The sequence below is a fragment of the Thioclava sp. NG1 genome, assembly GCF_003122275.1.
GTDB lineage: Bacteria > Pseudomonadota > Alphaproteobacteria > Rhodobacterales > Rhodobacteraceae > Thioclava > Thioclava nitratireducens.
The window spans coordinates 206,925-230,625 of sequence record NZ_QFBB01000002.1; the positions used below are offsets into that span (position 1 = coordinate 206,925).

The window sequence follows — 23,701 nt, forward strand, 5'->3', positions numbered from 1 at the left end:
CATCGCCCGCTCACGCGGATTTGCGCAGGTTGACGCAAGGTCTTTGTCCAATCGGTCAAAAGACTGTTACGATCCCCGGATAGAGCGCTCCGGCAAGGAGCCAATTGTCTCGGAGGATCCCCCTATGTCGCTTATTTCGCGTCGTCAGTTTCTCGTTACCACCACCGCCGCGGGCGGTCTCGTGATGGTCCACCCGTTCACCGCGCGCGCGGCTGAAGGTCAGGCCCACCTGCGCCTGCTGTGCACTACCGATATTCACTGCCATATCCGGCCCTACGATTATTATGCCGACAAGCCTGTCGATACCGTGGGCCTGTCGCGCACTGCGACCCTGATCGAAGGCGTGCGCGCGGAAGCCGCCAACACCCTGACCTTCGATAACGGCGATTACATGCAGGGCAACCCGATGGCCGATTACATCGCATACTCCAAGGGAATGAAGGAGGGCGACACCCACCCGGTCATCGCGGCGATGAACCTGCTGGGCTATGATTGCGGCACGCTGGGCAATCACGAGTTCAACTACGGGATGGATTTCCTCAAGAAGGTGAACGACCGCGCAAACTACCCGATGGTCTGCGCGAACTTCGCCCATAAGCTGGGCGCGACCCCGCGCGAGGACGACCTTTACCTGCCGCCCTACCTGATCCTCGACCGCGAACTGACCGATGGGGCTGGAAACAAGATGCCGATCCGCGTCGGCGTGATCGGCTTCGTGCCGCCGCAGATCATGCAATGGGACCGCGCGCATCTCGAGGGCAATTACCAGACTCGCGACATCGTGGAGGCCGCGAAAGCATGGGTTCCGCAGATGCGCGAGGAGGGCGCCGATCTGGTCGTGGCGCTCGCCCATACCGGAATCGACAACGGTCCTCAGACCGACGGCATGGAGAACGCTGCCTTCTACGTCGCAGGCGTCGACGGCATCGACGCGGTGATCACCGGGCACCAGCACCGTAACTTCCCCGGCAAGGATTTCTCGGGCCCCGGGATCGACAATGAGAAGGGCACGCTGCAGGGCAAGCCCGCGGTGCAGGCGGGCTTCTGGGGCAACCACATGGGGCTGATCGACCTTATGCTGAGCCGCGACGGCGGCAAGTGGAAGATCGATAGCCACAGCTCCGAGATCCGCCCGATCTTCGCGCGCGGCGAGGATCGTTCGATCACGCCGCTGACCACCGATTACAAGCCGATCCTCGCGGCCACCGATCAGGTGCATGAAGAGACGCTCAAATATGTCCGCGCCAAGGTGGGCGAGACCGAAGCGCCGCTCTATTCCTACTTCGCGCTGGTGGCCGACGATCCCTCTGTGCAGATCGTCTCGAACGCGCAGATCTGGTACGTGAAGAAACTGCTGGAGGGCACGCCCGAAGGCAAGCTGCCGCTTCTGTCGGCGGCGGCGCCGTTCAAGGCCGGCGGGCGCGGCGGTCCGGATTACTTCACCGATGTTCCGAAAGGGCCGGTGGCGATCAAGAACGTCTCCGACCTCTATCTCTATCCGAACACGCTACAGGCGGTGAAGGTCACCGGCGCGCAGGTGAAGGACTGGCTGGAGCGCTCTGCAGGCATGTTCAACCAGATCGAGCCGGGTGCGAAGGACGCGAAGCTGCTGAACCCCGATTTCCCGTCCTACAATTTCGACGTGATCGACGGGGTGACCTACCAGATCGACATCACCCAGCCCGCGAAATTCGACAAGGACGGCGTGGCGGTGAACCCCGATGCGAACCGCATCGTCGATCTGCAATTCGAGGGCAAGCCGATCGATCCGAAGGCCGAGTTCGTGATCGCGACGAACAACTACCGCGCCTCGGGGGGCGGCAGCTTCCCCGGCGCGGACGGCTCGACCGTGATCTACCGTGCGCCCGACACCAACCGCGACGTGATCGTGCGCTACATCCACGACAAGGGCACGATCAACCCGAAGGCCGACGCGAACTGGTCCTTCGCGCCCGCGGGCGGCGCGACGGTGCTATTCGAGACCGGCCCGAAGGCACAGGCCTATGTCGAGGACGTGAAATCCCGGGGTCTCGACATCGAGCAGGCGGGCGACGGCGAGGGCGGCTTCGCGCTCTATCGCATCACGCTCTGAACTGCCTTAGACAGAGGCTGAAAGGGGCGCCATCGGCGCCCTTTTTTACGCGGTGCGGTCGCGAGGCGGTTTGTCTCCGGTATCTCGCGAATACGTGAACTCCGCGCGGGGCGCGAACTGACACCGGAACTGCGGTGCGGATGTCGCGAGCGGCTGCGTTGATTGGAAAGTTTACCATTTAAAACAATAAGTAAGACAAGCCGTCTTTCCCGAGACTCACGGCTCGCAGCATTTGTTTCCTGCATTTCCCGCCGCGCGCGAGTGGCGACAGAACCAAGCGGGCCTATCGTAGAAATGGAACAACGCCGGGAAAACCGGGCTGCGGACAGGAGTTTCAGTATGAGGATTGGTCGGATGACGCGGCGCGCCGCGCTTGGGATGCTGCTTGCGGGCGGGGTCGCCGCGCAGGCATTGGCGCAGGGAATGCCGGGCGGCGCGCGTGGCCCGACCGAGGTCGGCGTGATGCAGGTCGAGACACGGTCCGTGCCCTATACCGTCACCCTGCCGGGCCGCGCCGTGGCCTATGAGCAGACCGATATCCGCCCGCGCGTCGCCGGCACCATCGCCTCGATCGATTACGAGGCGGGTCACAAGGTCGCGACGGGCGACGCGCTGTTTCACATCGACGACGACACCTATCAGGCCGAGCTGACCGCTGCAGAGGCCGAGAAGGCGAGCGCCGACGCCAATGTGCAGGCGGCGCAATCGCAAGTGGACCGCTATACCAAGCTGGAGAAGACGTCGATCTCCGTGAGTGATCTGGAGACCGCGAAGGTCACGCTCGCGCAGGCCAAAGCCTCCGCGCTGAGTGCCGAGGCCGATCTTCAGACCGCGCAGCTCAATCTCGACCGCACGGTGATCCGCTCGCCTATCGACGGCTACCCGGATGTGGCGAACGTCTCCGTCGGCTCGCTGGTCACGGCGAACCAGTCCGACGCGCTGACCACGGTAACGCGGCTCGATCCGATCTATGTCGATGTTTCCGAGAGTGCGGCGCGGATCATGCGGGTGCGTCAACGGATCGATCAGGGTACGCTTCAACGCGGCGATCAACTGAAGGTCTCGCTGCTGCTGGAGACCGGTGAGGAATATGACGGCACCGGCACGCTGGTCAGCCCCGGCGCGACGGTGTCCTCGACCACCGGCACGGTCGATTTCCGGTTCAAGTTCGACAATCCCGACCGGCTGATCCTGCCGGGCCAGTTCCTGCGCGCGAAGATCACGCTGGGCACGACTCAGGCGATCCTCGTGCCGCAGCGCGCGACCACGCGGGAAGGGGATGGGTCGCTTTCGGCCTTCGTCGCCGCGGATGGCACGGCGAAGAAGGTGATGCTGACGACGGCGGGAACCTATCAGAACGCGTGGATCGTGACCGGCGGCATCGAGAGCGGCGATCAGGTGATCCTCGACGGGCTGAAGAACCTGCGTGACGGGGCCGAGATCAAGACGGTGCCGGTGACGATCAACGCGCAGGGGGTCGTGAAGGATGCGAGCCCCTCGAGTGACGAGACCGATACGGCGAAGGCGGAGTGAACCCGGCATGATCCGCTTCTTCATCCATCGCCCCGTCTTCGCGATCGTGCTCGCGCTGGTGACGATGCTCGCCGGCGGCTACGCGCTCACGCAGCTTCCCGTCTCGCAATATCCAGAGGTCGCGCCGACCACGATCCGCATCTCCGCCAGCTATTCCGGGGCGACCGCGCAGGCGGTCGAGAACTCGGTGACGACGCCGATCGAGGACTCGCTGACCGGGCTCGACGGGCTGCTCTACATGGAGAGCTCTTCCAACCAGGGCTCTGCGCGGCTGACGCTGACCTTCGACGGCTCGGTCGATCCGATCGATGCCGAGAACGAGGTGCAGACCAAGATCCGCAAGGTCGAGAATGCGCTGCCTGATGCGGTGCAGACCTCCGGGGTGAATGTCTCGCGCTCGTCCTCGGACATCCTGATGGTCGGGGCACTGGTCTCGACCGATGGCAAATATTCGACCGTCGAGCTGGGCAACATTCTGGACACCGAAGTGAAAGGAGCGATCGAGCGCACTGCGGGCGTGGGCGGGATCAACGTCTTCGGCTCGGGCTACGCGATGCGGGTCTGGCTCGATCCCTACAAGCTCGAGCAATACCAGCTGACGCCGACGGACGTGACCGCGGCAGTACAGGCGCAGAACACCACCGTCTCGGTCGGCTCGCTGGGCGATCTGCCCACCACCGAAGGCCAGCAGTTCACCGCCACGATCACCGCACAGAGCCAGCTGACCTCGGTCGAACAGTTCGAGAAGATCCTGCTGAAAACAGAACCCGACGGCTCTGCGGTCTATCTGGGCGATGTCGCGCGGATCGAGATCGGGCAGGAGAATTACGGCACCAATTCCAGGTTCAACGGCATGAACGCGGCAGGGTTCGGCGTGAACCTCGCGAACGGCGCGAATGCAGTCGATACGGCGGCGGCAGTGCGTGCGACGCTGGATCGGATGTCATCGTCGCTGCCCGAGGGTGTCAAGTTCCAGATCGCCTACGACACCTCGCCCTTCGTGCAGCTTTCCATCGAGAAGGTCTATCACACGCTGGCCGAAGCGATCGTGCTGGTGCTGCTGGTGATCCTCGTATTCTTGCAGAAATGGCGCGCGACATTGATCCCGATCGTCGCAGTTCCCGTGGTGCTGCTGGGCACATTCGCGGTGCTGCTGGTCGCGGGCTATTCGATCAACACGCTGACAATGTTCGCGATGGTGCTGGCGATTGGCCTCTTGGTCGATGACGCGATCGTCGTGGTGGAGAACGTCGAGCGCGTGATGGAGGAGGAGGGGCTCAGTCCCCTCCAAGCCACCGAGAAAAGCATGTCCCAGATCACCGGCGCACTGATCGGGGTGGCGCTTGTGCTGTCGGCGGTGTTCCTGCCGATGGCGTTCTTTCCCGGCTCGACGGGCGTGATCTATCGGCAATTCTCGGTAACGATCATTACCGCGATGGTGCTCTCTGCCGTGGTTGCGCTGATCCTGACGCCTGCGCTGGCGGCCAAACTCCTGCGCCCCTCGACGGGCCGCGCTATTGCGCCGGCGCGCGCTTTCAATACCGGTTTCGCGAAAGTGCAGCGTGGCTACGCCGGTGCGGTCGCGCGCATCGTGCACAAACCCTTCCTGATGGCGCTGGTGCTGGTTCTCGTGCTGGCGGGCGCTTGGGGCGTGATGACCCGGCTGCCGTCCTCCTTCCTTCCGAAGGAAGATCAGGGCGTGCTCATGGCGATGGTGAACCTTTCGGAAGGGTCGACGACGGCACAGACGTCGGATGTGGTCGACCAGATCACCCAATACCTGCTGACGCAGGAGAAGTCCGATGTTGCTTCGGTCTTCGCGACGCTCGGGTTTTCCTTCGGGGGTGGTGGACAGAACACTGCGATGGTCTTCGCCAAGCTGAAGGATTTTGGTGAGCGCACTGGCGCGGATCAAACCGCCGCCGCGATTTCGGGGCGGGCGAACGCCCATTTCGCAGGTCTGCGCGCGGGGCAGGTCTTCTTTCTGCAACCGCCGGCGATCCGCGGGATCGGTAATTCTTCGGGCTTCCAGATGTATCTGGTGGATCAGGGTAATAACGGGACCGCTGCGCTGAAGGAGGCAGGCGATCAGCTCGTGGCCGAGGCGAAATCGGATAGCCGCCTGACCAATGTCCGGGTCAGCGGCGATGAGGACAAGGCAGCACTGCAGCTGGATATCGACCAGCAGAAGGCCGAAAGCTTCGGTCTGACGCTGAGCAACCTCAATTCGATGCTGTCGGTGATCTTCAGCGGGAGATCGGTGAACGACTTCGACCTCAACGGCAACTTGCGCCCGGTGATCGTGCAGGCCGATTCGCCTTACCGGATGCAGCCGGAAGATATCGACACCTGGTACGCGCGGAACGCGTCGGGCGAGATGGTGCCGTTCTCGTCCTTCGCGACGACAAAATGGGTATCGGTCGCCCCAAGGCTGTCGCGCTATGACGCCGCCAATGCGATCGAAATCTCGGGCCAGGCGTCGGACAGCGCAAGCTCCGGCGCGGCGATGGACGCGATGGAGCAGCTGGTCAATGACCTGCCCGGCGGCTACGCGGTCGCCTGGACGGGGTTGAGCTATCAGGAACGCCAGTCCGGCGATCAGGCGCCCTATCTCTATGCGCTCTCGGTGCTTGTGGTCTTCCTTTGTCTCGCCGCGCTATACGAGAGCTGGTCGATCCCGCTGTCGGTGATGCTCGCCGTGCCGGTGGGCGTTCTGGGGGCGCTGGTCTCGGCCTGGGTCTTCGGGCAGTCGAATGACGTCTATTTCAAGGTGGGTATCCTGACGACCATCGGTCTGGCGGCGAAGAACGCGATCCTGATCGTGGAATTCGCCAAGAACCTCGAGGCCGAGGGCAAGGAACTGATCGCCGCGACCATCGAGGCGGCACGGCTCCGCCTGCGTCCGATCCTGATGACCTCGCTCGCCTTCATGCTAGGCGTGGTGCCGCTGGCGATCGCGACCGGGGCAGGGGCCGCGGCGCAGAACGCGATCGGCATCGGCGTGCTGGGCGGGATGGCGGCGGCAACCTTCATCGGTGTCTTCATGGTGCCGGCCTTCTACGTCCTGATCCGCAAACTCACTCCGGGGCGCTGAGGCGGGGGGCGATTCCGTCGCGGAGGCGGCGGCGTCACGCCCATGACCGCCTCAGCGACCTGTCACATCCGCCTGAATCGGGGAATGCGGGGAACAAAGCGTTGAAGACGCAAGTTTCCCCGCCAAGGAAAACCGGCAAATGCCGGAAAGAACCGATAAAGGAGTGAAGTTATGCTGAGCATGATCGGGGGCCTCATCGTCCTCATCCTCGACATCTGGGCCATCGTGTCGATCTTTGGTTCGGGAGCGTCCACCGGCAAGAAAGTGCTGTGGATCCTGCTGATCATCATCCTGCCGGTGATTGGCTTCATCATCTGGCTGATCGCCGGACCGAAGGGCGCGAAGGCGACAGTTTGAACGACGCGGAGTCAAAGGGACGAGCCGCGCAGTGCCCTGCGTATCGTTCCTATCGGCTCTGCTGCCCTATTGCTGCTGGCGCTCGCGCTGGCTGTCTGGATCAGCCCTTGGTGGCTGATCCTTTCGCTTTTTGCGAGGCCGTTACGCCAACTGCTGCGAGCCGCGCCGGGAACGCCTTCCTGCGATGAGCGGGGTCGGGTGAACGCAGCCGCCGCAAGGGGTTCGCGGCGGCTGCTGCCCGACGGAGACGAGTGTGGGGAATCTCCGTCAGGGTCTCGTACCGTTCCCGAACGGGAACGTAAAAGCGGACGGTCCCACGGGTCGAGAGCGCTACGCGCATGTCCTCGACACGAAGGCGTCCGGAATGTCTAAGCTGCGCGAAGGGCTGACCCGCAAAGGAGAAGCGGATCGACGGCAACAAAGGGCATTTGCACCGGATGGGGGCACGCACGCAACCGTAATCGGGCTGCACAGGGCGGATATTCGCCGGTAGCCGCGACGGAACGAGCAAACCGAGCGGACCGGGAGGACGAGATGGACGAAGCCGAACGGATTGGAACCGAAGCTGCACGCTTGCTGGATATGACCCCGCAGCGGGTCAAGCCGTTGGCGGGCGGCGATCTGAGCCCGGTTCTGGCGATGGACCTGCCGAGTGGGGAGCGGGTGATCGCCAAGGGCGGGCCGAGCCCGGAGACCGAGGCAGAGATGCTTCGAACGCTGGCCGAGGCGGGCGCGCGGGTGCCGAAGGTGCTTGCGGTCTCTCGGATCTGCCTCGTTATGGAGGCGCTACCCCAGAGCGGCGGGCTGAGGGGCGCAGGCTGGCTGGAACTCGGCGAGTCGCTTCTCCGCCAGCACCGTGCGCCGGGCGCGCCCGATGATACGCCCTATGGTTGGCCCGTCGATTACGCTTTCGGCCCGGTGCCGATCCCGAACGCAGGGCAAGCGACATGGACCGAGTTCTGGGCCGAGGCAAGGCTGCGCCCGTCGCTGCCCGAACTGCCCGCGCCGCTCGCTCGCCGGCTCGAGAGGCTCGCGGCGCAGATCGACGAGCATCTGCCGTCACGCCCGTTCCCGTCCTTGCTGCATGGCGATCTCTGGGCGGGGAACGTGTTGGGCGACCAGGGGCACCTGAGCGGGTTGATCGACCCGGCATGTTATTACGGCGACGCGGAGGTCGATCTCGCGATGCTTCATCTCTTCGGCGCGCCGGGGCGGGAATTTGCCGTGGGCTACGGCGCGCTGCCGCCCGGTTGGGAAGCGCGCCGGGCGATCTATCAGCTATGGCCCGCGCTCGTGCATCTGCGCCTGTTCGGAGCCGGTTATCACGGAATGGTGGCGGGGCTTCTGGACCGGATCGGCGTCTAACGGGGAACCAGCGCGGCCATGAGGCGCTTTGGCTGCATTGAGAGGTGTTCACGGTGTCCCTGCCCAATGTCTCGATCTCGCGGCTGCCCGCGCTCAACTGGTCGCGCGGATTGCCCGCAGCGCTGGCGCTGAGCGGGTTGGTCGGGATCGTGCTGATGCTCGATTTGCCGCGCGGGCAGGAACTGGCGGCGCTCGGCGCGGGGTTTGCCACCTCGACGGGGCAGGGCAAGTCGATCCGCAACCGCCGCTGGCCCGTCACCTTCCTCGACATCGCCGGTAAGCTCGTCGGAATCTTCGCGGGGATGGTCGCTGCGAAGGTCATGATCGGCGGCGTCGCGCTGAGCGTGCCGGGAATGCTGCTCGGCGCCTTCGCGGTGGGCTTGTTGTCACGCCGAGATATGAGCCTGTGGTGGCTGTTCCTGCAAAGTTGGCTGTTCTTCTCGCTCTCGACCTTTCTCGTGCAGTTCATCCCGTCGCCCGGGCCGGTGCTGCTCGCCGTCGGCGGCGCGATGGTCTGGGTCTTGGCCGTGGAAGAGGCGGTTCGGGTGATCTGGAAATACTTCGCGCCCGAAACCGGTCCAACGCTCGACGGGCAGGTGCCGCCCGACGGCATCGCGCCGCTCAACTCGCTGATCGGGCAGGGGCTGCAGGCGATGGGCGCGGTGGGGCTGTCCTACGGGATCGCGGTCGCCCTCTCGATCAACCACCCCTACTGGGCACCGCTGTCAGCGCTGCTGATGTTGCGCCCGCGCCCGGGCATGACATGGGAGCGCGTCTTCGTGCGCAGCCTCGCGACGCTTGCAGGTGCGGTCGGAGCGAGCCTGCTTGTGCTGTGGCTCGGGCCGCACAGCGCGCTTATGCCGGGGCTCTACGTGATCTTCGGCGTGACCGCGATCCTGTTTGCTCCGCCCGCGCATTACCCGACCTTCGTGGCTTTCCTGACCGCGCTGATCGTGGTGATGGTCTCGATGGGCAATGATGCGCCGCTGTCGAACGCATGGGGCCGGATCGCGGGGACGGTGCTGGGTGGGGCCTCGGCCCTGGCAATGAGCTATCTCGCCCATGCGATCCGCAAGCGGCTCGGCTGGGAGGAAAGCCTTCCCGAGAGCGATGCCGCGTGAACGAAAACGGCCGCCCCGAGGGACGGCCGTTTCAAATCGCGATGTCAGCCGATCAATCGGGCAGGATGCGCACGCCGCCCTTCGCCGCCGAGCTGGCCAGCAGAGCATAGGCCTTGAGTGCGGTCGAAACGGCCCGCTTGCGCGGCTCTGCCGGTTTCCACGGCAGCGGCCCTTTCGCCTCGCGGCGTGCGGCCAGAACATTGTCGGCCACGGCGAGGTTGATCGTGCGGTTCGGGATGTCGATCTCGATGATGTCGCCGGTCTCGACGAGGCCGATCGTGCCGCCTTCTTCCGCTTCCGGGCTCACATGGCCGATTGAGAGGCCCGACGTGCCGCCCGAGAACCGCCCGTCGGTCAACAGTGCGCATTTGGCGCCGAGGCCTTTCGATTTCAGATAGGAGGTCGGGTAGAGCATCTCCTGCATCCCCGGTCCGCCGCGCGGACCTTCGTAGCGGATGATGACCACTTCGCCCTCGACGACCTTGCCGGTGAGGATGCCCGACACCGCGTCGTCCTGGCTCTCGAATACCTTCGCGGGGCCCGAGAATTTCAGGATCGAGTCGTCCACGCCCGCTGTTTTCACGATGCAGCCCTGCTCGGCGATGTTGCCGTAGAGCACCGCCAAACCGCCATCCTGCGAGAAGGCATGTTCCGCGGTGCGGATCACGCCGCCCTTACGGTCGCGGTCGAGCTCCTTGTAGCGGTTCTCTGTCGAAAACGCCTGCGTGGTGCGCACGCCGCCCGGAGCCGCGCGATAGAACTGGTGGATGGCGTCGTCATTCGCCACCATCACGTCCCACTTCGCGAGCGCTTCGCCCATCGTTTCCGAGTGCACGGTGCGCACGTGTTCGTGGATCAGGCCGGCGCGGTTCATCTCGCCGAGGATGCCCATGATGCCGCCCGCGCGGTGGACGTCTTCCATATGGACGTCCTGCTTCGCCGGCGCGACCTTGCAGAACACCGGAACCTTGCGGCTCAGCCGGTCGATGTCTTCCATCGTGAACTCGACCTTGCCCTCATGCGCGATCGCCAACAGGTGCAGCACGGTATTCGTGGACCCGCCCATCGCGATATCGAGGCTCATCGCGTTCTCGAAGGCCTCGAAGGTCGCGATCTCTCGCGGCAGCAGGCCCTTGTCTTCCAGCTCGTAATGGCGGCGCGTGATCTCGACGATCTTGCGGCCCGCCTCGAGGAACAGTTCCTTGCGGTCGGCATGGGTGGCGAGCATCGAGCCGTTGCCGGGCAGGGCCAGACCCAGCGCCTCGGCGAGACAGTTCATCGAGTTCGCGGTGAACATGCCAGAGCACGACCCGCAAGTCGGGCAGGCGGCCTTCTCGATCGCGAGCACGTCCTCGTCGGAGTATTTCTCGTCGGCCGCCGCGACCATCGCATCGACCAGATCAAGGTCGTGACCGATGATTTCCGCGCCTTCCTTGCCGGCCTCCATCGGGCCGCCGGAGACGAAGATCACCGGGATGTTCAGGCGCATCGCGGCCATCATCATGCCGGGGGTGATCTTGTCGCAGTTCGAGATGCAGACCATCGCATCGGCGCAATGGGCGTTGACCATGTACTCGACGCTGTCGGCGATCACTTCGCGCGAGGGCAGGGAGTAGAGCATCCCGTCATGGCCCATCGCGATCCCGTCGTCGACGGCGATGGTGTTGAATTCCTTCGCGACACCGCCCGCGCTTTCGATCTCGCGCGCGACCATCTGGCCGAGGTCCTTGAGGTGGACGTGACCGGGCACGAATTGGGTGAAGGAGTTCACGACCGCGATGATCGGCTTGCCGAAGTCGTCATCCTTCATGCCGGTGGCGCGCCACAGACCGCGCGCACCTGCCATGTTGCGGCCATGGGTGGATCTACGGGAACGATAAAAGGCCATAAGATTTCCGTTTCTGTCGCGCCCGAGGGGACTCGGGCAATTTCCTGTCGCGGGCCTGAATATAACATGGATCGCCCGATGAACAGTGGCGAGATGGCGCGGGTGGACTGTGCGATGGTGCGAGATGTTGGGGAAAGCGCGTCTCGGAAGGCTTCCAGTGGAAGCCTGAGCGGCGAGCGCGCCGCGTGGCGCGACGCAGGGCGCCTCATACGGGAGACGATGGTCTTGCGCGGCGCGCGCGCGACGCCCCCGGAAGACACGCGGCAAAGCTTGCGCATCCGCCGCCTTCACCTACCTTTCATCCGATGCCCGACACCGCCACGCCCCTCCTGCCGCAACGCTTCTCCGACTGGTTCGCCAGCCGCGGCTGGGAGCCGCATAGACACCAATTGGAGGTGCTGGCGTCGCGCGAAGATACGCTCCTGATCGCGCCGACCGGGGGCGGCAAAACGCTGGCCGGTTTCCTGCCGTCGCTCGTCGATCTTGCGGAGAACTATGACGGCCTGCACACGCTCTATGTCTCGCCCCTGAAGGCGCTCTCGAAGGATATCGCCCGCAACCTGCGCGCGCCGGTGGACGAGATCGGGCTGGACCTGCGGATCGAGGATCGCACCGGCGACACCTCGGCCACGCAGCGCCGTCGTCAGCGGGTCGATCCACCGCAGATCCTGCTGACGACGCCGGAGAGCCTCGCGCTGATGCTGTCATACCCCGAGGCGCCGAAGATTTTCGCGGGGGTGAAACGGGTGGTGCTCGACGAGATCCATGCGCTGGCCGAAAGCAAGCGGGGCGACCAGTTGATGCTGGGCGTCGCGCGGTTGCGCAGCCTGTCGCCGGGCCTGACAGTCACCGGGCTGTCGGCGACGGTCGAGGCCCCGCAGGCGCTCGCAGATTTCATGGGCGGCGCGCGGGTGATCATGGCCGACCCGGGCCCGCCGCCTGATATCGAGATGTTGCCGACCGAGCTCCCCGCGCCTTGGGCCGGCGGCGGCGGACGGCACGCCGCGCGCGACGTGATGGCGGCGATCGAGGACGCACGCCTCAGCCTCGTTTTTCTTAACACGCGCGCACAGGCGGAGCTGTTCTTTCAGGCGCTCTGGGAGGTGAATGACAACGCCCTGCCGATCGGGCTGCATCACGGCTCGCTTTCGCGGGAAGCGCGGCACAAGGTCGAGGAGGCGATGGCGAATGGCGCTCTGCGCGCCGTGGTCTGTACCGGCTCGCTCGATCTGGGGCTCGACTGGGGCGATGTCGATCTGGTCCTGCAGGTCGGCGCACCGAAGAACGTCAAACGCCTCGTGCAGCGGATCGGGCGCGCCAATCACCGATATGACGAGCCTTCGCGCGCCCGGATAGTGCCCGCGAACCGCTTCGAGATTGTCGAATGCGCCGCCGCTTTGGAGGCCGTGCGCGAGAACGATCTCGACGGCGGCGGACGACGTTGGCGCGGCCCGCTCGACGTGCTATGCCAGCATATCCTGCTGACCGCCTGCGCCGGGCCGTTCGAGGCGGATGCGCTTTATGCCGAGGTGCTGGGGGCGGGGCCCTACGCCACGCTGCCGCGGGCCGATTTCGATGCCTGTCTCGAGTTCTGCGCGACGGGCGGCTACGCGCTGCGGGCCTATGACCGCTGGCAGCGCCTGCTGCAGCGTGATGGTAAATGGCAGCTCCGCGACCCCCGCGCGACCCGCGATCTGCGGATGAATATCGGCACGATCACCGAGACCGAGAAGCTGAAAGTCCGCCGCAAATCCCGGCGCGGCGGCACGCCTCTGGGCGAGGTCGAGGACGGCTTTGCCTCGTCTCTGACCCCCGGCGACACGTTCCTGATCGGCGGACAGGTGGTGCGCTACGAGAGCCTGCGCGAGATGGTCGTCGAGGTGACGAATGCCGCCACGCGCGAGCCGAAGATCGCCGTCTTCTCGGGGCTGAAGATGGCGACCTCGCTGGAGTTGTCGCAACGGGTGCAACGGCTGATCGCCTCGCCGGAAGACTGGGACCAGTTGCCGCCCCACACCCGCGATTGGCTGGCACTGCAGCGCGATATCTCGACCCTGCCAGCACCCGGCACACTGACCTGCGAGACCTTCCTGCGCGGCGGGCGGGCGTTCTTTTGTCTTTATGGCTTCGCGGGGCGCAACGCGCATCAGACGCTCGCACTGCTGCTGACGCACCGGATGGAGCAGGCGGGGCTCGGGCCGCTCGGCTTCGTTGCCACCGATTACGCGCTGCTGATCTGGTCCATCGACCCGGTCGAGGATCCCGCCCCGCTGCTGTCGGCAGAAGGTCTGCGGGAAGGCCTGCGCGACTGGCTGGAGAGCAACGCGGTGATGAAGCGCGCGTTTCGGTCGATCGCGACGATTGCAGGGCTCATTCAGCGCAATCTGCCGGGGCAGCGCAAATCGGGCAAACAGGCGACGTTTTCCTCGGACATCCTCTATGACACGTTGCGCCGCTACGATCCCGATCACCTCCTTCTGCGCATCACTCGCGAAGAGGCTAGCCGCGGTCTTGTCGATTTCGAGCGGATCGAGGAGATGCTGGCCCAAGGGCAGAGAATCGTGCATATCCGCGCCCCGCATGTGACGCCGCTGGCCGCGCCGCTGTTGCTCGAACATGGGCAGGTCGGCATTCGCGGCGGCACGGGCGAGGCACGACTAATGGAAGAAGAGGCGCAGGCGATGATGCGCGAGGCGGGGCTGGAATGAGAGAGATCACCTTCGCGGGGCAGCGGTTCGAGGCGCAACCGTCGGGCGCGCTCTATTGGCGCGAGGAGGACGCGCTGATCGTGGCCGATCTTCACTTGGGCAAGTCCGAGCGGATGGCGCGGCGCGGCGGTGCGCTGCTGCCGCCCTTCGAGAGCCTCGACACGGTAATCCGGCTCGAGGCCGAGGTGCTGCGCCTGCGGCCTTCGCGGCTGATCAGCCTTGGTGACGCCTTCGATGACGACGCGGCCGCGAGCGAAATCGCCCCGGAGATCGCCGGGCGTCTAACCCGGCTCGCGGCCCTGACCAAGCTGCTATGGATCGCGGGAAACCACGATCCGATCGGACTGGGCCGGACCGTCGAGGAGACGCAGATCGGCCCGCTCACGCTGCGCCATATCGCCGGTGTCGGGCCGGACCTCTCCGGCCATTACCATCCCAAAGCCAAGATCGCCCGGCGCGCCTATCGGGCGTTTCTCATCGGTCGCGATCACCTGATCCTACCCGCGTTCGGCACCTATACCGGCGGGTTGGATTGCGACGGGCCGGAGCTGTCGTCGCTGGTCGGGCCGGGGGTAGCGGTGCTGACGGGGCCGGGGATGCCTATGCGCCCGATCGGTCAGAGCGCGCTGCGCCAGTCGCGATAGCCCGCCCGTTCCAGCGCCTCGCGCGCCGCGATGAAGCCGGGGCGATCGGGCTCCGGGTCGGGGATCGGCACGACCGGCGCGAGGTCGTCCAGACCCAGACCATGCTCGCGCCGCCCTGCGCGGATCAGGGCGAGATACCATTCGAACGGCGCGATCCCGTCCCGGCGCTGCAAGGCGCGATAGGTGAAGGCACGTGCGCCGTCCTCGAGTACTAGCGCGATTTTCTCGTAATGCAGCCCGGCCCCCTCGGCGGCATCGAGCGCTGGAATGTCACTCTCCGCGATCTCAAACAACACGCCTCGGGTGCTCGCGTCGCCCTGCGTGATCGTGGCCTTCGCGCTCCCGTCGCGCCCGCGTTTCGAGAAATCGAGCGAATGTCCGGGGATCTCCGCATGGCCGATGACGCGCGCCGAAGGGCAGCGCGCGGCAAGCCGGGAGGTCAGCAGGTTGGAGCCATAGGCGAGGTAGGGGATCATCCGCTTACCCTCAGGTTCATCGCAAATGTCTCCTGCCCGCCGGGGGGCAAGATCATGCTGTCGGGTCGCGCGGCCAGTTCCGGCCCGGCGCCTTCCGAAGCAGGCAGCCCGTGCCACGGCTCAATGCAGATATAGGGCGCACCGGGTTTCTGCCACAGCGCGAGATTGGGCAGGTTGGAAAAGCGGAAATCGAGCACCGGCCCGCCCTCTCCGCAATAGCGCAGCCCGTCGCCCGCGCCTTCAGGGAAGATCATCGCGTCGTCTTCAAACTGTGCCGGATCGAGGGTCAGCGCGCCCGTCGTGAAGGGCGAAGGCATCCGCGCGCGCCTCAGCATACCATCCACGAGCCGAGCGAGCGCAGGCTCCGCGCCGTTGCTCAGCTCGATCCGATGCGGGCCGGTCGCACCGGGCAGCGGCCAACGAAACGCGGGGTGAAAGCCGAAGGAAAACGGCATCTCTCGCTCGCCCGCATTGCTCACAGTAGCGGTGACGCGCAGTTCCGACCCCACGACTTCGTGGACGATCTCAAGACGGAAATCGAACGGATAGGCCGCCGTGTCATGCGAGGGTTCGAGCAGGTGGCAGCAGCGGGATTGCGTCAGCTCGGTCACGCGAAAGGGCAGGTCGCGGGCGAAGCCGTGCTTGGAGATCGCGTGGGGCGTTCCATCGATCGTCACCCCGTCGGGCGCGGGAAGGCCGACGATGGGGAAAAGGATCGGGGCCTGCCCGCTCCACCAGGCCGGGTCGCCCTCCCAGAGCAGCTCCTGCCCCTGATAGCTCAGCCCCTGCATCTCGGCGCCCAGATCGGCGATGGTGACGCTGAGGCTTTGGGACGAAATCTGGGGCATGTGTCGGGATCCGGAGGTTGTGACGTGTCGCGCCTTGGTATCGCGCCGCCGGAGATGATCCAAGCCCGCGTCCGTTTCGTGCCGAGTGAGGGGGCCAGCGCCCGACCTTGGGGTGAGCCGCGTCTCGGAAGGCTTCCAGTGGAAGCCTTAAGCGGCGAACGCGCCGCTCGTCGCGGTGCAGGGGGTGCTTCGCTGTCGTTTGCTTCGAGCGGTTTATCTTGCAAGCCCGGAGGACGGGGCGGCTGTGGGCTGCGTCGCCAATGCGCCCTCCCGGGGGGGGGGAGGGACGGGCGCTGCCCGGGCTGGTCGCCCGGGCGTTTCGGTCAACCTAATGCTTTCACAATCAATCTATGAATGTCTCCCCGGCTCAAGAAGTGGAAAACACGGCTAGAAGCGTTGGTAACGATGCCTGCGAGAAAAACTGTCGGTCTCAGCCCGTTAAAATAGACGCCGAAGACCGGCCCCCCGCTCATCCCTGCTGGATCAATTGTCAGGGTTGGCGCTGGGCGGAAAGCAAGCCTATTGGGTAGGAATGGTTGAGTTAGCTTCCCAGCGACACCGAAGGGAGCGGCTTCATAGCCCATAACGTCAAAGTCGATTCGATTAGTGTCCTTTGGGAAGCCAATTGCGAAAAGAATCTCAGGTTCAGGCAACTCTTCCAAAAATGCCCTCCTACTCAGTCGGTACCATGAGTGAGTTGAAAGGCTATTGGCCATCACAGCTTCGGTGAATTCGAAAAGTACTGCATCAAGATTTGTGCCCTGATCTCTATAATTCTGAAATACCGCTGCATGCGATGTGACGATTTTCCTCGCCTCACTATTGTGGATGCAGAGTTGTTCGAGGTCGTATTTTTGTATTCGAAGCTGGTGATCGGTTGTCAGGGCGAAGTGGCGATCCTCAATGCATATTCTTGTTAGAGAACCGGATTTGCTGAGATCATAGGGTTCGAAACCATCTGAGTGAAATAGTGCTGGTTCGGCGAAACGGCGCAGATACTCGCCGAGAGAGTTCGCTGGGACAAGAAGCCGATTGACGTCGATCGCCGTGTTAACTTTGCTTCCAAGTATCGTATCTAAATCGAAGCTCAAACATCCAACTCCTCCACGAACTGCGCGTTCTCCTGAATATACTGGAACCGCAGTTCGGGCTTCTTGCCCATAAGACGCTCGACCAGATCGCCGGTCTCGTTCGGTTCGTCGTCGTGGATAGTGACCCGGATCAGCTTGCGCGTCTCGGGGTTCATCGTGGTCTCTTTCAGGTCCTTCGCGTCCATCTCGCCCAGACCCTTGAAACGCTGCACGTCGATCTTGCCCTTGCCGCCCAGACCTTTCTCCAGCATCGCCTCCTTCTCGGCGTCGTCGGCCACATAGATGCGTTTGGCGCCCTGGGTCAGGCGGTAGAGCGGCGGGCAGGCGAGATAGAGGTGCCCCTGGTCGATCATCGGGCGCATCTGGGTGAAGAAGAAGGTCATCAGCAGCGAGGCGATATGCGCGCCGTCCACGTCCGCGTCGGTCATGATGATGATCTTGTCATAGCGCAGGTCGTCGACGTTGAACTTGGTGCCGAGGCCGACGCCGAGCGCCTGCGTCAGGTCGTTGATCTCCTGGTTCGAGCCGAGCTTTGAGCTTGCCGCGCCCAGCACGTTGAGAATCTTGCCGCGCAGCGGCAGCAGCGCCTGGTTCTTACGGTCGCGCGCCATCTTGGCCGAACCGCCTGCCGAGTCGCCCTCGACGATGAACAGCTCGGTGCCCGAACGGTTCGTGGCCGAACAGTCGACCAGCTTGCCGGGGAGGCGCAGCCGTTTGGTGGCCGATTTGCGCTGGGTCTCTTTCTCCTGCCGGCGCTTGAGGCGTTCTTCGGCGCGCAGCACGAGGAAATCGAGGATCGCGCCTGCGGATTTCGTGTCCGAGGCCAGCCAGTTGTCGAAGTGGTCGCGCACCGCGCCCTCGACCAGACGCTGCGCCTCGACGGTGGCCAGACGGTCCTTGGTCTGGCCCACGAATTCCGGCTCGCGGATGAAGCACGAGACCAGCGCGCAGCCGCCGGTGATCAGGTCGTCGCGGGTGATCTGCGCGGCCTTCTTGTTGTTCACCAGCTCGCCATAGGCGCGGATGCCCTTGAGGATGGCGGACCAGAAGCCCGCCTCATGGGTGCCGCCCTCGGGGGTGGGCACGGTGTTACAGTAGGACTGGATGAAACCGTCGCGCGAGGGCGTCCAGTTGATCGCCCATTCGACCGAACCCGGCACGTTGAACTTCTCGCGGAACTCGACCTTGCCCGAGAAGGGGCGGTCGGCATAGGTGCTGGCGCCGCTCAGCGTCTCGGTCAGGTAATCGGCGAGGCCGCCGGGGAAGTGGAAGGTGGCCTCGGTCGGCGTCTCGCCGTCGTCGATCTCGGATTTCCAGCGAATCTCCACGCCCGAGAAGAGATACGCCTTCGAACGCACCATCTTCAGCAGACGTGCGGGTTTGAAACGGTGATGGCCGAAGATCTGCTCGTCGGCATGGAAAGTGACCGTGGTGCCGCGCCGGTTCGGCGCCGCGCCGATCTTTTCGACCGGACCTTCCGGGATGCCGCGCGAGAAGCGCTGTTCATATAGCTCCTTGTTCTTGGCTACCTGAACGACCATCGAATCCGACAGCGCGTTCACCACCGAAGCGCCCACCCCGTGCAGACCGCCCGAGGTCTCGTAGGCATCGCCCGAGAACTTGCCGCCTGCGTGCAGCGTGCAGAGGATGACTTCCAGCGCGGATTTGCCCGGGAATTTCGGGTGCGGGTCAATCGGGATGCCGCGCCCGTTGTCGCGCACGACGATCGAGTGATCGGCCAGCAGCTCGACCTCGATGCGGCTGGCGTGACCGGCCACCGCTTCGTCCATCGAGTTGTCGAGCACCTCGGCCACCATGTGATGAAGCGCGCGTTCGTCCGTGCCGCCGATATACATGCCGGGGCGTTTTCGCACGGGTTCGAGACCTTCGAGCACCTCGATCGAGGAGGCGTCATAGGAATCGGTCTGGGGCGTCAGAAGATCGTCGGCCATGCTGCTCGCTTTCTCTTGTAGTTTTCTAAACAAGAGATACCGCAGGTTGGGGCGGAGGAGCAAGAAGACCCCTCCGCCCCGATGCGTTCCGAAAGCCCCACAACCCCCGGAAACGACCGACTCTCAAGCGACGCGCGCCATGAGCAGCATCGACCCCACCGCCATTGCGATACCGAGGACTTCCCGCAGGGCGAGTTTTCCGCCGAACAGTACGACCCCCATCGTCACCAGAGCCATCAACGTGAAAAGTGTCGGGGCCACGCCGGTTTGCGCCAGCGACACCTGCCGCAAGGCCAGAAACCAACCTGCTGCCGAGGCGGCATAAAGCGCGCCACCGAGCAAGACAGACGGCGAATGCAGCGCGTGCCCCCTTTCAACCGCGGATTTCAGAATGAAATCGCCCGCGATCACGACCAGCGTCGCACTCAAACACAAGCTGTATCCAAGCAAGGCAGGCATGGTGTCCTCTAACCCTCTTCACCCCGTTAAGATGACGTAAGGGAAAGATCTTGGCCAAACCTGAATTTGCCCTGCTGCGGAAATCCTGACCGCTTGGTAAGGCGGACCTGACCGAAAGGCGAAGTGGTGGCTAAGCGCCTGCCCATGGTTTGAGCAAAGACGCGGACGTGCATCCCTGCGCGTATACCTTTCGGTCTAGACGTTACGCCGAACCCGCCGAATCAAATCGCCTCGGCCTCGCGCTTGTCCCACATTGCCCGGAAGGCCTTGCGGCTCTGGCAAAGCTTGATCCAGCTTTGCAGTCGCGGATAGGGGGCGAGGAACTCGTGGTGGTCCTGCCCGTAGCGCAGAACCTCCGCCAGATTGAGATCGGTCACGGTAAACCGGCCACCCACGATATGGCTATGCGTCTCCAGATGGGTCTCGAGCGTCGTCAGCGGGCGAGCGAGCTTCGAGCAGAGGGATGCGATCTCGGCCTTGCCCTCGGGCGTGTCCTGTTCCTTGCGGCGATAGACGAAGCTGAGCGCGAGCGCGTCGGTCTCGATCCAGGTCGCGGCGAAGAGCGCCCATTGCTCCATCAGCGACAGCTCGCGCTCATGCGCGGGGGCAAGGGGCCCGCCCGCCTTGCGAGCGAGATGCAGGTTGATCGCAAGCGACTCCGTTAGGATCAACCCGTCTTCCTCCAGCACCGGGATCGCGCCCATCGGCGAGAGCTTGCGGAACTCGGGCGAGCGGGTGTTGAGCGGCACCTCCGGCGCGAGCGGATCCTTGAACCGGTTCGCCTGCACGACTCGGCGCAGACGGAACGGCAGGCCCAACTCCTCGAGCAGCCAGAGCGCCCGGCTCGCCCGCGAATGATAGTTGCCGTAGATCGTGATCATGTCCGTTCCCTCGTTTCGAGCGATTTTGGGGGCGTTTTTATCCGCCGGAAGGCCAGCAGACACGGGTTTTTGACACGTATCAAGGCACATCACGCGGGATTGCGCGACGCTTCGCAAGGTTCAGCCAACGGAGGGATAGGCATGAAGGATCAGGCCACGACCGAACGGGATACGACTGCAAAAGCCGCGGCCGCCGAGATGGCGGTCGACGCGCCTTCCCGACCGGCGGAGGGATCGGCCGCAGGCGTCGAGGCCCTGCTGAAGGAGGCGGGCCCGAAGCAATTCCCGCGCGTCGATCCCAACGCGGTGCGGCTGGCCTTCGAGACGGGCAAATATCCCTATCGTCGCAAAATGGCGCGCCCCGCTTACGAGACGGAGAAAGCGCAGCTTCAGGCCGAGTTGCTCAAGGTCCAGAAATGGGCGCAGGAGACCGGCGAGAAATTCGTGATCCTCTTCGAGGGCCGCGACGCGGCGGGCAAGGGCGGCACGATCAAGCGCTTCACCGAGCATCTCAATCCGCGCTTCGCCCGGGTCGTGGCGCTCAACAAGCCCTCCGAGGAGGAGCAGGGTCAATGGTATTTCCAGCGCTATGTCGAGCATCTGCCGACCGCGGGGGAGATGACCTTCTACGATCGCAGCTGGTATAACCGCGCGGGCGTCGAACGCGTGATGGGCTTCTGCAAACCCAACGACTACCTCGAATTCATGCGCCAAACCCCGGAGTTGGAGCGGATGTTCGTGCGCTCGGGCATCCGGCTCTACAAATATTGGTTCTCGGTCACCCGCGAGGAGCAACGCCGCCGGTTCACGGCACGTGAAACCGATCCGCTCAAGCGCTGGAAGCTGTCGCCGATCGATCTGGCAAGCCTCGCTCGCTGGGACGATTACACCGAGGCGAAGGAGGCGATGTTCTTCTATACAGATACCGCCGATGCCCCTTGGACAATTGTGAAATCGAACGACAAGAAGCGCGCGCGGCTGAACTGCATGAAGCATTTCCTCTCGACGCTGGACTATCCCGACAAGGATCCCTCGATTGCGACACCGCCCGATCCGCTGATCGTCGGCCATGCGAGCCATGTCGTGCATTCCTCGCAGCATATACTTGGTGCATCTCTTCATCCCGATCAGCGTCGCGTGACCAAATCCTGAGCATGTGATCGCCGAGCGGGAACTCCCGGGCCCCTTTCGCCTTGTCCCTTGGCGTGTCGCAATCCATGTCAAAGAGAGGAACCGGAGGAGCGCATGGGCTGGAACGAAAGATTCGCCGGAGACGAGTATCTCTATGGCACGACCCCGGCGGATTTCGTGGCGCGTCAGGCGTGGCGTCTCGCGCCTGGGGCGCGGCTTCTGAGTATCGCCGATGGCGAAGGTCGCAACGGCACCTATCTCGCGAGCCTCGGGCTGCAGGTGACCGCCCTAGAACCCTCGGAAAACGCGCGCCGAAAGGCTGCCGAACTGGCGCAGGAGCGGGGCGTGTCTATGCAGACGATCGACGCCGATCTGCGCGGCTACGACTGGCCGCGGGGGGAATACGACGCCGTGCTCGCCTGCTTCATCCAGTTCGCCGACCCCGCCTTTCGGGCAGAGATTTTCGACGGCATTGCGACCGCACTCAAACCCGGCGGTCTCGCTTTGATCCACGGCTTCGCGCGCCGCCAGCCGCGCTACGGCACGGGCGGCCCGGGGATCGTGGAACAGCTTTACGATCTCGATCTCCTGCGTGACGCCTTCCCGCGCTGGGAGGTGTTGCATCAGGCCGATTACGATGCCGATCTAGACGAGGGCGCGGGCCATTCGGGGCGCGCGGCGCTGATCGATTTCGTCGCCCGCAAACCCGCACGGTGATTCTGCAGCTTTCGGCAGGAAATTCGCGACTTCGCGCGGCTTCTACGCATAGCGCTCGATGTTCCGTCGCGCTTTCTGCACGGTATTCAGGCGTTTTTGCATCCTCCCTCGGCGGTCGGCCGGAACTCGCCGAAGCGCCCGCGCGTGCCTATCGCTCCGCGAGGGGAGATGTGTGTTTGCGCACAAAGGAGTGTCTTCGGAATGACACGATTGCGTGTAACATCAATTCGATACGTTTTCGCCATCGCAGACTGGAGTTCCTCATGCGCAAGCCTCTCCTCGCCCTGACCTTGACCCTCGCCGCTACCGCCTCTTTCGCGCAATCGCCCAAGGATGCGGTGGACGCGCGCCAGGGCTATTTCGATCTGCTCGGCGCCCAGATGGCCGTGCTCGCGCCAATGGCGCAGGGCAAGACCGAGTTCGACGCGGCCAAGGCACAGACCGCCGCTGACAACATCGCGGCGCTCGCCAAGGTCGATATCCGTCCGCTCTTCGTCGAGGGCACCTCGGTCGACGACATGATGGAGACCCACGCGAAGTCGGAAATCTGGTCGAACATGGATCTCTTCGGACAGAAGCTCGACGGTTTGCATCAGGCCGCGGCGGAGATGCCTGCCGCAGCGGGCAGCCTCGACACGCTTCAGCCGGCCGTCGGGAAACTCGGCGGCGCCTGCAAGAGCTGCCATGACGAGTTCCGCGCGAAGTAACACTTGATGAAAGACACTGCCGCCGCCCCCGCGAAGAAGACCGTCACGGTCTGGGATCCCGTCGTGCGCCTGTTCCACTGGCTTCTGGTACTGGCTTTTGCCGTTGCCTGGGGCCTGGGGGAGTGGGGGCCGAACCAGATGACATGGCATTTCTATGCGGGCTACGTCATCGCGGGACTGTTGGCGGTGCGTCTGATCTGGGGGTTCGTGGGGCCGCCCACGGCGCGGTTCTCGCACTTCCTCTATGGGCCCAAGGAGGTGGCGGATTATCTTCGCCACCTGCCATCCAAGGAAAGCTCCGACCATGTCGGGCATAATCCGCTTGGCGGCTGGTCTGTCGTCGTGATGCTGGGGCTTCTGATCGTGCAGGTCGTGACCGGGCTGACATCCGATCCGCAGGACTATATCAACGTCGGTCCGCTTGCGGGCTCCGTGCCCGAGAGCATCAGCACGAGCTGGGCGCCCAAGATCCACGAGCTTGTCTCGACCTTGCTGCTGATCGTGGTCGGCATCCATATCGCGGCCATCGTCTATTATCGGGCGTGGAAGGGCGTGAATCTCGTCAAGCCGATGATTACCGGCAAGAAAGAGGTGGGGGAGTAACCGCTCTCTTGACCGCCGCAGCGGGCGGGGCTAG

At 64.2% G+C, this 23,701-nt stretch carries 19 protein-coding genes; 12 read left to right on the forward strand and 7 right to left on the reverse strand.

Annotated elements, in window-relative coordinates:
- Positions 1 to 124 precede the first annotated feature (124 nt).
- The 6 genes from DEM26_RS04075 to DEM26_RS04100 all read left to right on the forward strand — a co-directional run bounded on the left by DEM26_RS04075 (position 125) and on the right by DEM26_RS04100 (position 9,562).
- Positions 125 to 2,092 (forward strand): bifunctional 2',3'-cyclic-nucleotide 2'-phosphodiesterase/3'-nucleotidase, encoded by a 1,968-nt coding sequence (locus DEM26_RS04075; protein ID WP_109171771.1) that lies wholly within the window; start codon positions 125 to 127, stop codon positions 2,090 to 2,092.
- A gap of 339 nt (positions 2,093 to 2,431) precedes the next feature.
- Positions 2,432 to 3,625 (forward strand): efflux RND transporter periplasmic adaptor subunit, encoded by a 1,194-nt coding sequence (locus DEM26_RS04080; protein WP_109171772.1) that lies wholly within the window; start codon positions 2,432 to 2,434, stop codon positions 3,623 to 3,625.
- A 7-nt stretch (positions 3,626 to 3,632) separates the two neighbouring features.
- Positions 3,633 to 6,719, forward strand: coding sequence for an efflux RND transporter permease subunit (locus tag DEM26_RS04085; protein WP_109171773.1), 3,087 nt, complete (start codon positions 3,633 to 3,635; stop codon positions 6,717 to 6,719).
- Between the two features lie 171 nt (positions 6,720 to 6,890).
- On the forward strand, positions 6,891 to 7,076 hold the full coding sequence (locus DEM26_RS04090) for a PLDc N-terminal domain-containing protein (protein ID WP_075776281.1): 186 nt from the start codon (positions 6,891 to 6,893) through the stop codon (positions 7,074 to 7,076).
- Positions 7,077 to 7,610: 534 nt separating this feature from the next.
- Positions 7,611 to 8,441 (forward strand): fructosamine kinase family protein, encoded by an 831-nt coding sequence (locus tag DEM26_RS04095; RefSeq protein ID WP_233243015.1) that lies wholly within the window; start codon positions 7,611 to 7,613, stop codon positions 8,439 to 8,441.
- Positions 8,442 to 8,494: 53 nt separating this feature from the next.
- Positions 8,495 to 9,562 (forward strand): FUSC family protein, encoded by a 1,068-nt coding sequence (locus DEM26_RS04100; protein ID WP_146194429.1) that lies wholly within the window; start codon positions 8,495 to 8,497, stop codon positions 9,560 to 9,562.
- Between the two features lie 52 nt (positions 9,563 to 9,614).
- Here DEM26_RS04100 and ilvD read toward each other — a convergent pair whose 3' ends face one another.
- Complete coding sequence (gene ilvD, locus DEM26_RS04105; protein WP_075776278.1) at positions 9,615 to 11,450, reverse strand: dihydroxy-acid dehydratase; 1,836 nt, start codon at positions 11,448 to 11,450, stop codon at positions 9,615 to 9,617.
- A gap of 305 nt (positions 11,451 to 11,755) precedes the next feature.
- On the opposite strand from ilvD, the gene DEM26_RS04110 reads away from it, so the two are divergent.
- Complete coding sequence (locus DEM26_RS04110) at positions 11,756 to 14,158, forward strand: ligase-associated DNA damage response DEXH box helicase (RefSeq protein ID WP_109171775.1); 2,403 nt, start codon at positions 11,756 to 11,758, stop codon at positions 14,156 to 14,158.
- A complete protein-coding gene (gene pdeM / locus DEM26_RS04115) occupies positions 14,155 to 14,802 on the forward strand; it encodes a ligase-associated DNA damage response endonuclease PdeM (RefSeq protein ID WP_075776276.1) in 648 nt (215 codons plus the stop codon). Before DEM26_RS04110 ends, pdeM begins: the two co-directional genes overlap by 4 nt.
- Here the strand turns inward: pdeM and DEM26_RS04120 are convergent.
- From DEM26_RS04120 to DEM26_RS04140, 6 genes are all read right to left on the reverse strand, one after another.
- On the reverse strand, positions 14,775 to 15,278 hold the full coding sequence (locus tag DEM26_RS04120; protein ID WP_088721966.1) for a gamma-glutamylcyclotransferase family protein: 504 nt from the start codon (positions 15,276 to 15,278) through the stop codon (positions 14,775 to 14,777). The two genes, pdeM and DEM26_RS04120, sit on opposite strands and share 28 nt — an antisense overlap.
- Positions 15,275 to 16,126, reverse strand: coding sequence for an aldose 1-epimerase family protein (locus tag DEM26_RS04125; RefSeq protein ID WP_109171776.1), 852 nt, complete (start codon positions 16,124 to 16,126; stop codon positions 15,275 to 15,277). The genes DEM26_RS04120 and DEM26_RS04125 overlap by 4 nt, the downstream gene beginning before the upstream one ends.
- A 323-nt stretch (positions 16,127 to 16,449) precedes the next feature.
- On the reverse strand, positions 16,450 to 17,217 hold the full coding sequence (locus DEM26_RS20180; protein ID WP_146194430.1) for a hypothetical protein: 768 nt from the start codon (positions 17,215 to 17,217) through the stop codon (positions 16,450 to 16,452).
- The gene (gene parE, locus DEM26_RS04130; RefSeq protein WP_075776271.1) at positions 17,214 to 19,169 is read right to left on the reverse strand and encodes a DNA topoisomerase IV subunit B; all 1,956 of its coding nucleotides are present in this window, start codon (positions 19,167 to 19,169) and stop codon (positions 17,214 to 17,216) included. Before parE ends, DEM26_RS20180 begins: the two co-directional genes overlap by 4 nt.
- Positions 19,170 to 19,292: 123 nt before the next feature.
- A complete protein-coding gene (locus DEM26_RS04135; RefSeq protein ID WP_143597868.1) occupies positions 19,293 to 19,628 on the reverse strand; it encodes a hypothetical protein in 336 nt (111 codons plus the stop codon).
- Positions 19,629 to 19,849: 221 nt separating this feature from the next.
- Complete coding sequence (locus DEM26_RS04140; RefSeq protein WP_109171777.1) at positions 19,850 to 20,509, reverse strand: glutathione S-transferase family protein; 660 nt, start codon at positions 20,507 to 20,509, stop codon at positions 19,850 to 19,852.
- A gap of 141 nt (positions 20,510 to 20,650) precedes the next feature.
- Between DEM26_RS04140 and ppk2 the strand changes: the two genes are divergently transcribed.
- The 4 genes from ppk2 (at position 20,651) to DEM26_RS04160 (ending at position 23,667) form a co-directional block, all read left to right on the forward strand.
- Positions 20,651 to 21,661, forward strand: coding sequence for a polyphosphate kinase 2 (gene ppk2 / locus DEM26_RS04145; RefSeq protein ID WP_233243016.1), 1,011 nt, complete (start codon positions 20,651 to 20,653; stop codon positions 21,659 to 21,661).
- Between the two features lie 93 nt (positions 21,662 to 21,754).
- A complete protein-coding gene (locus DEM26_RS04150; RefSeq protein ID WP_088719121.1) occupies positions 21,755 to 22,357 on the forward strand; it encodes an SAM-dependent methyltransferase in 603 nt (200 codons plus the stop codon).
- A 263-nt stretch (positions 22,358 to 22,620) separates the two neighbouring features.
- Entirely contained in the window at positions 22,621 to 23,064 is a 444-nt protein-coding gene (locus DEM26_RS04155) for a c-type cytochrome (protein ID WP_075776266.1), read from the forward strand.
- A gap of 6 nt (positions 23,065 to 23,070) precedes the next feature.
- The gene (locus DEM26_RS04160; RefSeq protein WP_109171778.1) at positions 23,071 to 23,667 is read left to right on the forward strand and encodes a cytochrome b/b6 domain-containing protein; all 597 of its coding nucleotides are present in this window, start codon (positions 23,071 to 23,073) and stop codon (positions 23,665 to 23,667) included.
- Positions 23,668 to 23,701: the final 34 nt, after the last annotated feature.